Origin of the sequence: Bradyrhizobium sp. Y36 (assembly GCF_002531575.1) — a bacterium.
Lineage (GTDB): Bacteria > Pseudomonadota > Alphaproteobacteria > Rhizobiales > Xanthobacteraceae > Bradyrhizobium.
Genome location: NZ_NWTI01000006.1, coordinates 244,973 through 261,175, shown reverse-complemented (window position 1 = coordinate 261,175; position 16,203 = coordinate 244,973). Strand labels below are relative to the sequence as shown.

Sequence of the window (16,203 nt, the reverse complement as noted above, 5' to 3'; positions counted from 1 at the left end):
CGAGCCTGGAAAACCCCGCCCCGTTAACTCCCGCCGGGCAAGGAGCGTTCCCGCGTCGCCGCTCGCAAGGCCGTGAGGTCCACCTTCGATGCGATCTTGTCGAGCGCGACGGGGAGACGCTGGCGCCAGTTCGGATGCTCGTCGATGGTGCCGGGAATGTTGGGCTGGTCGATCACGCCGAGCAGATCCTCCATCGACACCGCGAGCAGTCGCGACGGCGTGCGCGACAGGAAAGCGAGGACCGAATAGAGGTCGTTGGCCTTGATGCCGTTCTGGCGCAGGATCTCGTCGAGCCGTCCGAGCGCATCCCAGCGCGCCTGGTCGTTCTCGCCGGGATCGAGCCCGAGCGAGCGCTTCATCTTGAGGTCGCTGAACGAGCGCCAGCCGGCATAGGTCGACAGATCGTGCGTGTTCAGCGTGACGAGCGCGTTGGGCCGGTAGTGGTCGACGTTGCGGAAATGGCCGGCATCGTCGCGCTCGAACATCATGACGAGATAGGACCAGATGCCGAAATCCTGCATCATCTCGCGAAAACCTTCCGGCACGGTGCCGAGGTCCTCGCCGATCACGATGCATTTGTGGGCCGCGCTTTCGCGCGCCACGGCGCCCAGCAGCGCCTCGAACGGCATCTGCACATAGGCGCCGTTATCAGGCTTGAAGCCGCGCGGCACCAGATAGAGCCGCTTCAGGCCGAGCACGTGGTCGAGCCTGATCGCGCCGGCATGCCGCATCGATGCGGCGAGCATGTCGGCGAACGGCACGAAGGATTGCGCTTCCAGTCCGCCGGCATTGAAGCCCGCAAGGCCCCAGTCCTGGCCGATCGTGTTGAGAACGTCGGGCGGCGCGCCGACGGCAAGATGACGGGAGATCGCCATCTGCTCGTTCCAGGCGTCGAAGCCGTTGGACTGCACGCCGACGGCAACGTCGAGATAGAGCCCGACCCGCATGCCGAGCTGGCCGGCCAGCTCCTTGGCTGCGTGCAGCTGGCTGTCCGCGGTCCATTGCACGAATTCGACGAACTCGACCTCGCGCTTGTCGGGACCGTTGCGCAAGTCCGCGCATTTGGCCTCGTCCGGCTGCTGCCATTCCGCAGGCCATTCCCACCACGGGCCGGTGAAACGGTGACGCAACACCTCGAAACAGGCAAAGCGCGACAACAGCGGGGCACGGGCGGCACGAAAGGCGTCGAAGGCCTTGCGACGCGACTCGCTGGCGCTGGTCACAAAACTGTTGAAGGCGGCGCGCAGGCCCAGCCATTTCAACGCCGCCATGTCGGTATAAGCTACGCGATCGCCTTCGCGCAGGCGGGCGGCGGTCGCGGCTGCATCCGGCACGAGGTCCGCCGAGAATTCGGCAATCGCCTCGACGTCGATATAGAGCGGATTGAGGAACAGCCGGCTGTTGGGCGAATAGGGACTGCAATCGGCGGGGTGGTCGTCGAACAGGACGTGGAGCGGATTGAGCCCGACGCCGTCGGCCCCGAGCTGCTTGGCGAGCCGGACCAGGTTTGCAAGATCGGTGAAATCGCCAATGCCCCAATTGCGGTCCGAGCGGACGCTGTAGAGCTGCACGGCGAGCAGCCAGCCGCGGTCGAAATCGCCGCCAAAGGCCCGCTCCGGCGCCACGATCATCGGCACCTCTTCGGTCACACCTTTGGCATCGGTCAGCGTCAAGCGGTGATAACCGAGCGGCAGCTCGGCGGGCCAGGCGATCACGGGTTCGCGCGTCTCGCCTTGCGCGATCACGTTGCCGTTTCCGGCCAATGTCCATTTCAGCGGCGGCGTGCCGACGGCCGCCAATTCCGTGCGGGGGTGTCCAAGCGCACGAACCACCACCGGGCCGCCGACGAAGCGGTACACCCGCTTTTCCGGCAGGGCGTCGAGGATGGATTTGAGAGCCACGGGATCGGTGACCCGCAGCTTTCCGAGGGCATCGATAAATTCGGACTGAACGCCCTTGATCCGGGCTTGAGCTAAAAGATCCATTCGGCACGCAGCTTGCAGGCCACCCGCTTGCCGGGGGCATCGATTTTAACGAGGCGACGGAAGACGTTAGTCGGGCTTAACTCACGAACCATACGGCCGTTCCCAGGGGGAACTAATGACACACAAGCGGCTTTCTATATAGGTATCAAGCGTAGGTTCCCGACAAGGGAAACGGGCCCCTGCTTTCTTGTCAATGGCATCACCGTGAACAAGACAATTCAAACTGTCGAAAGTGCCGCAGCCGGCAGCGCTTTCCTCATCGAAGACGTCTATCCCGCGATCGACGGCGGCCGCTTTGCCGTGAAGCGGATCGCGGGCGAGCGCGTCGAGGTCTGGGCCGACGTCTACCGCGACGGCGAGGCCGTGGTCAGCAGCGCGCTGCTGTGGCGCCCTGAGCAGGATCGGGACTGGCGACAAGAACCGATGACCCATCATGGCAACGACCGCTGGTCCGGCGCATTCACACCCATCGAGCCCGGCCAATATGTCTATGCGATCGAGGCCTGGACCGACGAGTTCGCGACCTGGTCCCACGCCGTCCTGCGCAAGCAGCGAACCGGCGCCGATGTCAACCTCGATGCGATCGAGGGCGCCGGCCTCCTGACCAAGGCGCATGGCGCCCGGCAGGCGGCCGCGGCAATCATCGTCAGGCAATGCGAGGACTATCTGCAGACCGGCGATGTCACCTCGCTGCTTGCGACCGAGCTCGGCGATGCCATGGCCGAAAGCCAGTCCCGGCCCGACCTGACCCGCTCCCAGCCGTTCCCGCTAATTATCGATCGCGACAGAGCGCGATTTGGCGCCTGGTATCAGATGATGCCGCGCAGCCAGAGCCAGATTCCCGGACAGCACGGCACGCTCCGCGACTGCATCGCGCGCGTTCCCGACATCGCAGCGATGGGTTTTGACGTGCTCTATTTCACGCCGATCCATCCCATCGGTCGCAGCCGCCGCAAGGGCCGCAACAATGCGCCGGTGGCCACCGACGGCGAACCCGGCTCGCCCTACGCGATTGGCGCCGCCGAGGGTGGCCACGATGCGCTGCATCCCGAGCTCGGCACCATCGAGGACTTTCGCGCGCTGGTCGCGACCTGCCTGGAATACGGCCTCGAGCTGGCGCTCGACTTCGCCGTGCAATGCTCGCCGGACCATCCCTGGCTGACGCAGCATCCAGAATGGTTCAAATGGCGGCCGGACCGCTCGGTGCGGACGGCAGATGGCGCCTATTCCGACATCGTGATCCCCGATTTCGCCTCGGTCGACCGCATCGGCCTGTGGAACGCCTTTCGCGACGCCATGCTGTTCTGGATCGACCACGGCGTCACCATCTTCGCCATCGACAATCACGACACCGCGCCGCGGGCGTTCTGGGACTGGCTGATCCGGGACATCCGCCGCCGACATCCCGAGGTGATCCTGTTCTCCAAGACCTTTGCACGACCGAAGCTGATGCAGGGCCTCGCCAAGCTCGGCTTTGCGCAGTCCTTCACTTACTTCCCCTGGCGCACCTCGCGGTGGGAGCTGGAGCAATATTTCGGCGAGCTGACGCGCTATCCCGAGCGCGACTTCTATCGTCCAAATCTGTTCGTCAACACGCCCGACCTGCTGCCCTATCATCTCCAGAGCGGAGAGGTCTGGGCCTTCAAGTCCCGCGTTGCGCTGGCGGCGACGTTGTCGGGCAGTTACGGCGTGTACAGCGGCTTCGAGCTGCTGGAGCACGAGGCGGTCCCCGGCCGGGAGGAATATCTCGATTCCGAAAAATATCAGATCAAGCAGCGCGACTGGGACAAGCCTGGCAACATCAAGCCCTACATTGCCGGCCTCAACCGCATCCGCAACGACAACGGCGCGCTCCAGCAAACCGCGAATTTGCGTTTTCTCGGCGTCGAAGACGGCGAGACCATCGCCTTCGTCAAGGAGGCGGCTGAGCCCGCCAACACCGTCGTCGTCGCGATTGCCCTCTCGGGCCACGTGCGCGAGTTTTGGCTGCCGCTCGGTGACGTCACCGTTGACGCCGGCGGGCAGCGACACCATGTGACGACACTCGAAAACCTCCTCACCGGCGAACAGTCCCGCATCGAATGGGGCGGGATCAGGTTGCGTATCGATCCCGACCGTGATCCGGCGCTCTTGTTCCGCTGCCTGGCGTAAGGGGGGCACGCCATGAATGTTCTATCTTCCGTCGACACCAAGAAGGCCGAGGCTGCCGAGACCGTGGACGAGCTCTGGTACAAGGACGCCATCATCTACCAGCTCCACGTCAAGGCCTTCGCCGACAGCAACAATGACGGCATCGGCGACTTCGCCGGCCTGACCGAGAAGCTGCCTTATCTGCAGGAGCTCGGCGTCACCGCGCTGTGGCTGCTGCCGTTCTATCCGTCGCCTGGCCGCGACGACGGCTACGACATCGCCGATTACGGTTCGGTCAATCCCGATTTCGGGACGATGAAAGACTTCAAGCGCTTCATCCAGGAAGCGCAGAAGCGCGGCTTGCGCGTCATCACCGAGCTCGTCGTCAACCACACCTCCGACCAGCATAAATGGTTCAAGCGCGCGCGGCGCAGCCATCCGGGCTCCAGCGCCCGCAACTGGTATGTCTGGAGCGACACCGACCAGAAATACCAGGGCACGCGCATCATCTTCACCGACACCGAGAAGTCGAACTGGACCTGGGACCACGAGGCCGGCGCGTTCTACTGGCACCGCTTCTTCTCGCACCAGCCGGACCTCAATTTCGACAATCCGCGCGTCGTCAGCGCGCTGATCCAGGTGATGAAGCGCTGGCTCGACGCCGGCGTCGACGGTTTCCGCCTCGATGCCATTCCCTATCTGTGCGAGCGCGACGGCACCAACAACGAAAACCTTCCCGAGACGCACGCGATCATCAAGCGGCTGCGCCAGGAGCTCGACTCCTACTCCAAGGGCAAGCTGCTGCTCGCCGAGGCCAATCAATGGCCGGAAGACGTGCAGGAATATTTCGGCCGTGGTGACGAGTGCCACATGGCCTACCACTTCCCGCTGATGCCGCGCATTTACATGGCGATCGCGCAGGAAGACCGTTTCCCGATCACCGACATCCTGCGCCAGACGCCGGATATTCCCGCGAGCTGCCAATGGGCGCTGTTCCTGCGCAATCATGACGAGCTGACGCTGGAGATGGTCACCGACGTCGAGCGCGACTATCTCTGGACCACCTACGCCAACGATCCGCGCGCCCGCATCAATGTCGGCATCCGCCGGCGCCTGGCGCCGCTGATGGACAACGACCGGCGCAAGATCGAGCTGATGAACTCGCTGCTGCTGTCCTTTCCGGGCACGCCGATCATCTATTACGGCGACGAGATCGGGATGGGCGACAACATCTATCTCGGCGACCGCAACGGCGTTCGCACGCCGATGCAGTGGAGCCCGGACCGCAACGGCGGCTTCTCGCGCTGCGACCCGGCCCGTCTCTACGCCCCGCTGATCATGGACCCGGTCTACGGCTACGAATCCGTGAACGTGGAGGCGCAGTCGCGCAGCCTGTCCTCGCTGCTCAGCGCCACCAAGCGGCTGATCTCGGTGCGCAAGTCGACGCTCGCCTTCGGCCGCGGCACCATGACCTTCATCCGCCCCGCCAACCGCGCCGTGCTCGCCTACGTCCGGCAATACCGCGACGAGGTGATCCTGTGCGTCGCCAACCTCTCGCGCGCGGCGCAGGCGACCGAGCTCGACCTGTCGCCGTGGAAAGACCGCATTCCGCAGGAGATGCTGGGACGGACGCGTTTCCCGGCGATCGGCGAACTGCCCTACATGATCACGCTGGGGCCGTATGGCTTCTACTGGTTCCAGCTTCAGGAGCGCGACAAGTCCGAGCCGGTGACGCCGCGCGCGGTGCCGGAGTTCGAGACCCTGGTGGTGCCGGTGAACTCCAACTGGGTGTCGCTCGCCCGCGAGCGCGGCGTGTTCGAGCGCGACGTGCTGCCGGGCTTCCTGTCACGGACGCGGTGGTATCCCGAGCATAATCCAAAGCACATCAATACCACGCTGACCTCGGCGGTACCTTTCAGCGACATCGGCGACAACAGACCCTGGATCGCGTTCTTCGAGACGACGCGGGACGACGTCACGACGCGGTACGTGCTGCCCATGCAGATCGAGTGGGTGCGCTTCGACCGCGAGCGCTTCAACCCGAAGGCGCTCGCCGCCGTCCGGCAGGGCGCGCGCGAAGGCACGCTGCTCGACGTTGCCACCGACCAGATCTTCATCGGCCTGTTCCTGCGCGGCCTGTCGCAAAACCTCGTGGTGGACGAGAACAATCTGCGGCTCGAGTTCAAGTCGACCAGCCGGTTCGCCGACTATTCCATCAAGGAGCCCGAGCGCATCCGCGCAATCGAGCAGTCGAACAGCACGGCGCTGGTCGACAACCAGTACGTTGCCAAGATCTACCGGCGGCTCGAAAGCGGCATCAGCCCCGAGATCGAGATCGGCCACTATCTCACCGAGGTCGCGCGCTTTGCCAATACGCCGGCATTGCTCGGCAGCGTCGAGCTGCTCGAAGGCGATCGGCGCAGCGCGCTCGGCGTGCTGCATGCCTTCGTCGAGAACCAGGGCGATGGCTGGACGGTGACCACCGGCTATCTTGATCGCTATATCGACGAGCAGCGCGTGCTGGCGGCGGGCGAAGCACCGCGCGAGACCCAGGAGCAGACGCTTTATCTGCACTTCATCGCGCAGATCGGCAAACGGCTCGCCGAGATGCACGTCGCCCTGGCCGCAGCCAAGGCGAACGAGCTTGCTCCGGAGCCGATCGGCACTGCGCACCTCGACCGGCTCCTGTCCGGTCTCAAGGCGCGGGCCGAGCGGGTTCTCCAGCGACTGGCCGACAGCCGCGACGGCCTGCGGGAGACGGATCGGCCGCTGATCGACCAGCTCATATCGGTGCGCGCGACCCTGCCAGATCACCTCAATGCGCTCTTGCCTTCCGGGATCGGCGGGTTGAACATCCGTCATCATGGGGACTTCCGCCTCGGGCAAACTCTGATCGTGAAGGACGATATCTTCATCATCGACTTCGACGGCGATCCGCGTCTGCCGCTGGCCGACAAGCGCCGCAAGGCGCCTGCCGCGCGCGACGTCGCCGGCCTGATCCGCTCGATCGATCTTTCGGTCAACGCAGCCCAGAGCCGCGCGCTCACGGGTGCCTCCGACGAGCAAGCCCGGCTCACGGCCGCGCTCCACGAATGGCGCGAGCGAGCCGTCGCAACCTTCCTCTCCGCCTACCGCGAAGCCACGACCGATCGGCGACTGTGGCCGGAGAACCGGCAGTCCGCGGAAGGCCTGTTAAGGTTTTTCCTGCTTGATCAAGCGTTCGAAGACGTAGAGTACGAGCTGTCCCACCGGGCTGAGGGGCTTCATGCGCCGCTGACCGGACTGCTTCGCATTCTGTCCAGCACCGAGAGCGAAGCCCATGCCTAAACTGCCTGCCGAGGCCTATGCGATCATCGAGGGCCGCCACTCCGACCCCTTCCATTATCTCGGCCTGCATCCCGAGGGTGGCAGAAGCGTGGTGCGCGCGTTCTTGCCCGAGGCTTCCAATGTCGAGGCGGTCGGCGAACATGGCGAGGTCGCATCGCTCGACCGCGTGCACGATGCCGGGCTGTTCATTGGTGCCCTGCCGAACGGCTCCAAGCACTACCAGCTGCGCGCAAAGTTCGGCAACAATGTCGTCGAGTTCGAGGATGCCTATCGCTTTCCGCCGATCCTGACCGATTTCGATCTCTATCTGCTCGGCGAAGGCACCCATCAGCGCCTCTATGACAAGCTCGGCGCGCACCCGATGCGGCTCGAGGGCATCGACGGCATCGGCTTCGTCGTGCTGGCCCCGAACGCGCGACGCGTGTCCGTGGTCGGCGATTTCAATTTCTGGGACGGACGGCGCCATCCGATGCGGGTGCGCGGAGCCGGCTATTGGGAATTGTTCATTCCGCATGCCAAGTCTGGCGATCACTACAAGTTCGAGATCATCGGCCCCCACGGTCATCTCCTGCCGCTGAAATCCGACCCGCTGGCATTTGCCAGCGAGGTCCGGCCGAAGACGGCCTCGATCGTGTTCGACGAGGCGCATCTGCCGCGGCCGCGCCCCGCGCCCGATGGCATCAACGCGCTGTCGGCGCCGATGTCGATCTACGAGGTTCATCTCGGCTCATGGCGCCGCAAGAACGGCGATGAATGGCTGACCTATCGCGAGCTGGCCGAGCAATTGCCGGCCTATGCCCGCGACATGGGCTTCACCCATCTCGAATTCCTGCCCGTCAGCGAGCATCCGTTCGACGGCTCCTGGGGCTATCAGCCGACCGGCCTCTATGCCCCGACCAGCCGCTTCGGGACCCCCGAGGATTTCGCCGCGCTGATCGACGCCTGCCACCGCGAGGGCATCGGCGTATTGCTCGATTGGGTGCCCGGCCACTTCCCGGACGATCCGCACGGCCTTGGCAGCTTCGACGGCACCGCGGTGTACGAGCACGCCAACCCGCTCCAAGGCCGGCACCTCGATTGGGGCACGCTGATCTACAATTACGGCCGCACCGAAGTGACGAACTTCCTGGTGTCGAACGCGCTGTTCTGGATGGAGCGCTATGCGATCGACGGCCTGCGCGTCGACGCGGTGGCGTCCATGCTCTATCTCGACTACAGCCGACCACCCGGCGCGTGGATTCCCAACCAGTACGGCGGCCGCGAGAACATCGAGGCAATCAACTTCCTGCGCCGCTTCAACACCGAGGTCTTCGCCCGCTTCCCGCAGGCGACCACGGCTGCCGAAGAGTCCACCGCCTGGCCGCAGGTGTCGCGTCCGGTCGAATTCGGCGGGCTCGGCTTCGGCTACAAGTGGAACATGGGCTGGATGCACGACACGCTGAACTACATCAGCAAGGATCCGATCCACCGCAAATACCATCACGGCGAGATCCTGTTCGGCCTGCACTACGCGTTTTCGGAAAACTTCATCCTGCCGCTGTCGCATGACGAGGTCGTGCACGGCAAGCGATCGATTCTCGGCCGCATGCCCGGCGACGAGTGGCAGCGCTTTGCGAACTTGCGCGCCTATTACAGCTTCATGTTCGGCCATCCCGGCAAGAAGCTGCTGTTCATGGGCGCCGAGATCGCCCAGAGCCGCGAATGGAATCACGACCAGTCGCTCGACTGGCACCTGCTCGAATACAAGTACCATTCCGGCATCCAGGCGCTGATCCGCGACCTCAACCGGCTCTACCGCGCGGTGCCGGCGCTGCACCAGATGGACTGCGACCAGGCCGGTTTCGAATGGCTGATCGCCGACGACGCCAACCGCAACGTGTTCGCCTGGCTACGCAAGGGGATAGACGAGCACGCGCGGTGTCTCGTCATCATCAACTTCTCCCCCAACGTCTATCGCAACTATCGCGTTCGCGTGCCCTTTGCCGGGAAATGGAAGGAAGTGTTCAATTCGGACTCCGCCCATTATGGCGGCAGCAATGTCGGGAACATCGGCGAAGTTCATGCCGTTGAAGGCACGGCGCCCGAGCTCCGCCTCACCATTCCACCGCTCGCCGCGATCTTCCTCGTTCCGGAAAGTTGACACATGCGCCTGACTGCTGGATCGCCCGCACGCCTCGGCGCAAGCTGGGACGGACGCGGCACCAATTTCGCGCTGTTCTCCGCCAACGCACAGAAGGTCGAGCTCTGCCTGTTCGACACCCAGGGCCGCCGCGAGCTCGAGCGCATCGAGCTGCCTGAGAGAACCGAGGACGTCTGGCACGGCTATCTCAACGACGTCTCCCCCGGCCAGCTCTACGGCTATCGCGTGCACGGCCCCTACGAGCCCGAGCACGGCCATCGCTTCAACGCCAACAAGCTGTTGCTCGACCCCTATGCCAAGCGTCTCGCCGGACGTCTGGTCTGGAGCGATGCGCACTTCGCCTATCGCACCGGAAGCCCGCGCGAGGATCTGTCGTTCGACCGGCGCGACAACGCGCGCGGCATGCCCAAGGCCGTCGTGGTCGACGAGACCTTCAACTGGGGCCGCCGCGAGATCCGTCCCAACATTCCCTGGGAAGACACGATCATCTACGAAGCTCACGTCAAGGGCCTGACCCAGAAGCGCGACGACGTGCCGCCGAACCTGCGCGGCACGTATGGCGGCCTGTCCTCACCGGCGATGATCGAGCATCTGAAGAGGCTCGGCGTCACCACGGTCGAGCTCTTGCCGGTGCACAGCTTCGTCGACGACCGCATCCTGGTGGAGAAGAAGCTCGCAAATTACTGGGGCTACAACACGCTGTCCTTCTTCGCGCCCGAGCCGCGCTACGCCCAGGACAACGCGCTGGATTCCTTCCGCACCACCGTGGCTCGCCTGCACGATGCCGGCATCGAGGTGATGTTGGATGTCGTCTACAACCACACCGCCGAGGGCAACCATCTCGGCCCGACGCTGTGCTACCGCGGCATCGACAACGCCTCCTATTACTGGCTGAACCGCGAGAATCCGCGCTATTACGACGACTTCACCGGCTGCGGCTCGTCGGTGAACCTGACCCATCCGCGCGTGCTGCAGATGGTGATGGATTCCTTGCGCTACTGGGTCGAGGTCTGCCATGTCGACGGCTTCCGCTTCGACCTCGCCACCACGCTCGCGCGTGGCCCGAACGGGTTTGATCGCGGCATCTCCTTCCTGACCGCGATCCGGCAGGATCCGGTGCTGGCGAGCGTCAAGCTCGTCGCCGAACCCTGGGATCTCGGCCTCGGCGGCTACCAGGTCGGCGCATTCCCGTCGCAATGGTCGGAATGGAACGATCGCTATCGCAGCGCCATGCGCCGCTACTGGAGTGGCGAAGGCAGCCTGATCGGCGACATCTCCAGCCGGATGACGGCGTCCTCCGATCTGTTCAACCACGACGGACGGCGACCGCGCGCCAGCATCAACCACATCACGGTGCACGACGGTTTCACGCTCGCCGACCTCTTCAGCTACAACGAAAAGCACAACGAGGCCAACGGCGAGGACAATCGCGACGGCTCCAACGACAACCACAGCAACAATTGCGGTGTCGAGGGGCCGACCGACGATCCTCAGATCCTCGGCTTGCGCCGCCAGCTTCGCAAGAACGTGCTCGCCTGCCTGATGCTGGCGCAGGGCGTTCCGCTGGTCCTCGCCGGCGACGAGGTCGGCAACTCGCAATCCGGCAACAACAACGCCTATTGCCAGGACAACGAGATCGGCTGGGTCGGCTGGGACAACCTCGGCAAGGAGGGCGACGACATGGTCGATTTCGTCGCCCATCTCGCCGACATCCGCCGCCGGTTCTCGCAGCTTCGCAGCCACCGCTGGCTCGACGGCCGTCCCGCGGACGGCGTGTCCTACGGCGCGCTGTGGCTGACGCCTGAAGGCAACGAGATGACGGAGAGCGACTGGACATTCCCGGACGGGCGGTTCCTCTCCTATGTGATGGGACCGATGGAACCGGGCAGCGCTGCGATCTTTATCGTATTGAACGCCGCCCCCGAAGAGATCCCGTTCAAATTGCCAAAAATGACCGAATACAAGAGCTGGCAGCAGATCCTGAACACCACGGATGCCAAGCTGAACACGATCGACTTCCTGCCCGGAAGCGACAGCAAGGCGCCGCCGCGCTCCGTGCTCGCCTTCGCGGGGGCGCTATGAGGCCATCCTTCGGGGCGAGGCCGACGAGGGACGGCGTGTCGTTCCGCCTGTGGGCGCCTGCCGCGCGCCGCGTCGACCTTCTGCTCGAGCGCAGACACGCGATGCAGCGCCGCCAGGACGGCTGGTACGTGGCCGAGATCGCCGGCCTCGGCGCCGGCGTTCCCTACAAGTTCAGGATCGACGACGAGATCGATGTGCCCGATCCGGCGTCGGCGTTCCAGCCCGAAGATGTGTTCGGCCCGAGCGAGGTTATCGATCACGATGTCTTTTCATGGCGTGCGCGGGATTGGCGCGGCCGGCCGTGGGAAGAGACGGTGCTGATCGAGACCCATGTCGGCACGTTCACGCCGAATGGCTCTTACCGCGCCATGATCGAGAAGCTCGATCATCTCGTCGCAACCGGCATCACCGCGCTGGAATTGATGCCGCTGGCGGATTTCGCGGGGCGCCGCGGCTGGGGTTATGACGGCGTGCTGTGGTATGCGCCCGACAGCGCCTATGGTCGCCCCGAAGACCTCAAGACGCTGGTCGACGAAGCGCATCTGCGCGGGCTGATGGTGTTCCTCGACGTCGTCTACAATCATTTCGGCCCCGAGGGGAACTACCTCGGCCGCTATGCGCCAACCTTCTTCACCGACGCGCATACCCCCTGGGGCAGTGCGATCGACTATCGCGTGCCGCAGGTGCGCGCCTTCGCGGTCGAGAATGCACTGTCCTGGCTCACGGACTATCGTTTCGACGGCCTGAGGCTGGATGCCGCCAACCACATCATGGCGATCCCCGGCGAGCAGTCGATGCTGCAGGACCTCAGCGTCGCCGCCGGCGAGCTCGCCAAGGCGACCGGGCGGCACATCCACCTCGTGCTGGAGAACGGCGACAATCGCGCCAGCCTGCTCGATGCCGTGCAACAGCCGCCGAACGGCAAGTATCGGGCGCAGTGGAACGACGATTACCACCACGTCTGGCACGTGATGCTGACGGGCGAGCTCGCCGGCTACTACGCCGACTACCAGACGCCGCGCATGGACCTCGCGCGCGCGCTCGCCTCCGGCTTCGTTTATCAAGGCGAGGTATCGGAGTTCTGGGGCAAGAGACCGCGCGGCGAGCCGAGCGGCGAGCTGCCGCCGGCGACTTTCGTCAACTTCCTGCAAAACCACGATCAGATCGGCAACCGTCCGCTCGGCGACCGGCTCGAAAGCCTGGCTTCGCCGCAGCAGATCGAAGCGGCGCTCGCCGTGACCTTGCTGGCGCCGATGGTGCCGATGCTGTTTCAGGGCGAGGAATGGGGCTCGACGGTGCCGTTCCCGTTCTTCTGCGACTTCCAGGGCGGACTTGCCGACGCCGTGCGCAAGGGGCGCAAGCAGGAATATGCCTGGGCTTACGAGAAATACGGCGACGAGGTGCCCGACCCGCTCGATCCAGCCACGCTGCAATCGGCCGTGCTCGACTGGACCGGCCGCACCGAACAGCAAGATGCGCGGCTTGCGCTGGTCCGCGACCTGCTCGCGCTTCGCGCCAAGGAGATCATGCCGCGGCTCAAGGGCGCGCGCTTTGGCGACGCCGAGGCGGCCGACAGCGGCCTGCTCACCGCGCGCTGGCGGATGGGCGACGGCACGACGTTGCGGCTGGTCGCCAATCTCTCGGACAAGGACATCGCGCGTCCCGACGGCACAACGGGCGCTCCAATCTGGGGCGATGCGAGCGGCGACCGGCTGCCGCCGTGGTCGGTGATCTGGCACCTCGGAGGTTAGCATGCCTCCTGCTATTCCTCTTGCCACCTACCGGCTTCAGCTCACCGCGAATTTCGACTTCGACAAGGCCGCGGCGGTCGTCCCGTATCTGAAGGCGCTGGGAATCACCCATCTCTACGCCCCGCCGGTGATGAAGGCGCGCAAGGGCTCGACCCACGGTTACGACACCGTCGATCACAGCCAATTCAATCCCGAGCTCGGCGGCGAGGCCGGCTTTGCCCGGCTGAGCGACGCGCTCAAGGCGCACGATCTCGGGCTCATCATCGATTTCGTGCCGAACCATGTCGGTGTGCACTTCGCCGACAATCCGTGGTGGCTGGACGTGCTGGAATGGGGGCAGGCCTCGCCGCATGCGGTCTCCTTCGACATCGACTGGGACCTCTTGCCCTACCGCGCACGCGGCGGCGTGCTGCTGCCGATCCTGGGGGCATCCTACGGCGAGGCGCTCGAGCGCGGCGAGATCGAGCTGCGCTACGATCCCGACCAGGGCAGCTTCTCCGCCTGGTATTTCGAGCATCGCCTGCCGATCGCGCCGGAGCGCTATGGCGAGATCATGCGCATGATCGTGAAGGAAGCGGATGCCGCCGAGACGGAGGCCGGCAAACGCCTGCTGTCGCTCGCGGCGCGCTATACCGGACTGCGCCGCCCCAATCGCAAGGAAGCTCCCGCGTTCAAGGCCGAGCTCAGAGAGATCACGGACGCCGACGATCTCATCGCACGCGGTCTTGGCGCCTATCGTGCCGGCAAGGACCGTCCGGCGCAGACGTTGGCGCTGCATCACCTGCTGGAGCGTCAGCATTACAAGCTCGGGCACTGGCGGCTCGCCTCCAGCGACATCAATTATCGCCGCTTCTTCGACGTCAACGGGCTCGCTGGTCTGCGCGTCGAGGACCCGGGCACCTTCGCCGCCACGCACCGGCTGGTGAAGCAGCTCATCGCCGACGGCAAATTGCAGGGCATCCGGCTCGATCACATCGACGGCCTGCGCGACCCCGCGCAATATTGCCAGCGGCTGCGCCGGCTGGTGCGCGACGCGCAGGGCAATTCAAAGCCGTTCTACACCGTGATCGAGAAGATCCTGTGCGAGCACGAACGCCTGCCGCACTTCGCCGGCGTCCAGGGCACCACCGGCTATGAATGGATGAACGTCATCACGCAAGCGCTGGTCGATGCCAAGGGGCTGGAGGCGCTGGACGAGACCTGGCGGCAGATCAGCAACCGGCCGCCCCGGCTTGCGCCTTACGTCAAGGACGCCAAGCGGCGCGTGCTGGAGACACTGCTCACCAGCGAATTCACCGTGTTGACGCGCCTGCTCGCGCGCATCGCCAACGGGCATTACTCGACCCGCGATTTCTCCGCGGACAGCCTGCGGCAGGCGCTCGAGCTCTATGTGCTGCACTTCCCGGTCTACCGCACCTATCTGACCAACAGCGGCCCGACGGCGCCCGACCGCAAGCTGATCGACGACACCATTGCGCGCGCCCGCGCGGAATGGTTCGCAGCCGACGAGGGCATCTTCGACTTCCTGCGCGATGCCTTGACCATGGACCTGCTCAAGTCCGGCCGCCCGCCGCACAGCGCGCCGCGTGTGCGCCGCTTTGCGCTGAAGGTGCAGCAATTCACCGGACCGGTGATGGCGAAGTCGCTGGAGGACACCGCCTTCTATCAATACCACCGCCTGCTGGCGCTGAACGAGGTCGGCGGCGATCCCGCCAGCACCGGCCTCGCCGTTCCCGCTTTCCACGAGGCCATGCAGGCCCGGGCCAGGGAATGGCCGCTGGGAATGACGGCGACCGCCACGCATGACACGAAACGCGGCGAGGATGCTCGCGCGCGGATCGCAGCACTCAGCGAAGTTCCCGGCGAATGGACCAGCGCGGTTTCTCGCTGGAAGGTGTTGAACGCGCCGCACCTCGCGCTCCACGGCAATTTACGTGCGCCATCGGCAACGTTCGAATACATGCTCTACCAGACGCTGCTCGGGGCATGGCCGCTCCAGGAGCCGGTCGATGCAGGCTTCGTCGAGCGTATCCAGGCCTATGCGCTGAAGGCCGCGCGCGAGGGCAAGGAAGAGACCAGCTGGCTCAATCCGCACGAGGCGTATGAGAATGGCGTCAAGAGCTTCGTCGACAAGATCCTCGACCCCACGCTGTCAGGCGAATTCCTTGAGACGCTGCGGACGCTGGCCCGCCGCGTCGCACTGCTCGGCACGTTGAACTCCCTCAGCCAGCTCACCCTCAAGGCGACGGTGCCCGGCGTACCCGACTTCTATCAGGGCACCGAGTTCTGGGACCTCTCGCTGGTCGACCCCGACAATCGCCGTCCGGTCGACTTTGGCGCACGGCACACGGCGCTGAGTTCGCTGGACGACCCGGATTGGGCCGGCCTGATGAAGAGCTGGCCGGACGGGCTGATCAAACTCGCCTGGACACGCCGCCTTCTCAAGCTGCGCAATGAGCTCGCCGACGTCTTCGCTCAAGGCGACTACCAGCCGCTGGCAGTGAGCGGCGCACATGCCGACCATGTCATCGCCTTTGCGCGCCGCCACGGCCGCAGTGCGGCGATCGTCGTGGTCGGGCGTCGCTTCGCACCGTTCACGCAAGCGGGCCGGGAATGGCCGGCGCCGGACGGATTCGACGCCACCATCGACGTGACCGGCTACAGCGGGCCGGGCCTTGCCAGCCGTGAATTGCCGCTCGCGCAGGCGTTCCGGGACTTCCCCGCTTTCGTCATCGAGGCCCGCACGACAAGTGCGATCAGGCCGGCGCGGCCGCGCGTTCGCGCCTGA

General features: G+C 65.1%; 7 protein-coding genes. 6 read left to right on the top strand and 1 reads right to left on the bottom strand.

The genetic code is table 11. The features are described 5' to 3' along the window. Positions 1-23 precede the first annotated feature (23 nt). The gene (gene malQ, locus CO669_RS13715) at positions 24-1,985 is read right to left on the bottom strand and encodes a 4-alpha-glucanotransferase (RefSeq protein WP_097660328.1); all 1,962 of its coding nucleotides are present in this window, start codon (positions 1,983-1,985) and stop codon (positions 24-26) included. 204 nt (positions 1,986-2,189) lie between these two features. On the opposite strand from malQ, the gene CO669_RS13710 reads away from it, so the two are divergent. The 6 genes from CO669_RS13710 to treY are packed head-to-tail and all read left to right on the top strand — an operon-like array spanning position 2,190 to position 16,203. Beyond that, positions 2,190-4,136: a maltotransferase domain-containing protein gene (locus CO669_RS13710; protein WP_097660327.1), complete on the top strand. Its 1,947-nt coding sequence runs from the start codon at positions 2,190-2,192 to the stop codon at positions 4,134-4,136. A gap of 12 nt (positions 4,137-4,148) precedes the next feature. Continuing rightward, positions 4,149-7,442, top strand: a complete 3,294-nt coding sequence (gene treS / locus CO669_RS13705; protein ID WP_097660326.1) for a maltose alpha-D-glucosyltransferase — start codon at positions 4,149-4,151, stop codon at positions 7,440-7,442. Next, positions 7,435-9,582: a 1,4-alpha-glucan branching protein GlgB gene (glgB, locus tag CO669_RS13700; RefSeq protein ID WP_097660325.1), complete on the top strand. Its 2,148-nt coding sequence runs from the start codon at positions 7,435-7,437 to the stop codon at positions 9,580-9,582. The genes treS and glgB overlap by 8 nt, the downstream gene beginning before the upstream one ends. 3 nt (positions 9,583-9,585) lie before the next feature. Beyond that, positions 9,586-11,664, top strand: coding sequence for a glycogen debranching protein GlgX (glgX, locus tag CO669_RS13695; RefSeq protein WP_097660324.1), 2,079 nt, complete (start codon positions 9,586-9,588; stop codon positions 11,662-11,664). Next, positions 11,661-13,415, top strand: a complete 1,755-nt coding sequence (gene treZ, locus CO669_RS13690) for a malto-oligosyltrehalose trehalohydrolase (protein WP_097660323.1) — start codon at positions 11,661-11,663, stop codon at positions 13,413-13,415. Before glgX ends, treZ begins: the two co-directional genes overlap by 4 nt. Position 13,416: 1 nt before the next feature. Beyond that, positions 13,417-16,203, top strand: a complete 2,787-nt coding sequence (gene treY, locus CO669_RS13685) for a malto-oligosyltrehalose synthase (RefSeq protein WP_097660322.1) — start codon at positions 13,417-13,419, stop codon at positions 16,201-16,203.

What these genes read in the sequence shown, in the direction of transcription:
- malQ (WP_097660328.1), bottom strand. Translation starts at nt 1,985, where the DNA reads ATGGATCTTTTAGCTCAAGCCCGGATCAAGGGCGTTCAGTCCGAATTT.
- treS (WP_097660326.1), top strand. Translation starts at nt 4,149, where the DNA reads ATGAATGTTCTATCTTCCGTCGACACCAAGAAGGCCGAGGCTGCCGAG.
- glgB (WP_097660325.1), top strand. Translation starts at nt 7,435, where the DNA reads ATGCCTAAACTGCCTGCCGAGGCCTATGCGATCATCGAGGGCCGCCAC.
- glgX (WP_097660324.1), top strand. Translation starts at nt 9,586, where the DNA reads ATGCGCCTGACTGCTGGATCGCCCGCACGCCTCGGCGCAAGCTGGGAC.
- treZ (WP_097660323.1), top strand. Translation starts at nt 11,661, where the DNA reads ATGAGGCCATCCTTCGGGGCGAGGCCGACGAGGGACGGCGTGTCGTTC.
- treY (WP_097660322.1), top strand. Translation starts at nt 13,417, where the DNA reads ATGCCTCCTGCTATTCCTCTTGCCACCTACCGGCTTCAGCTCACCGCG.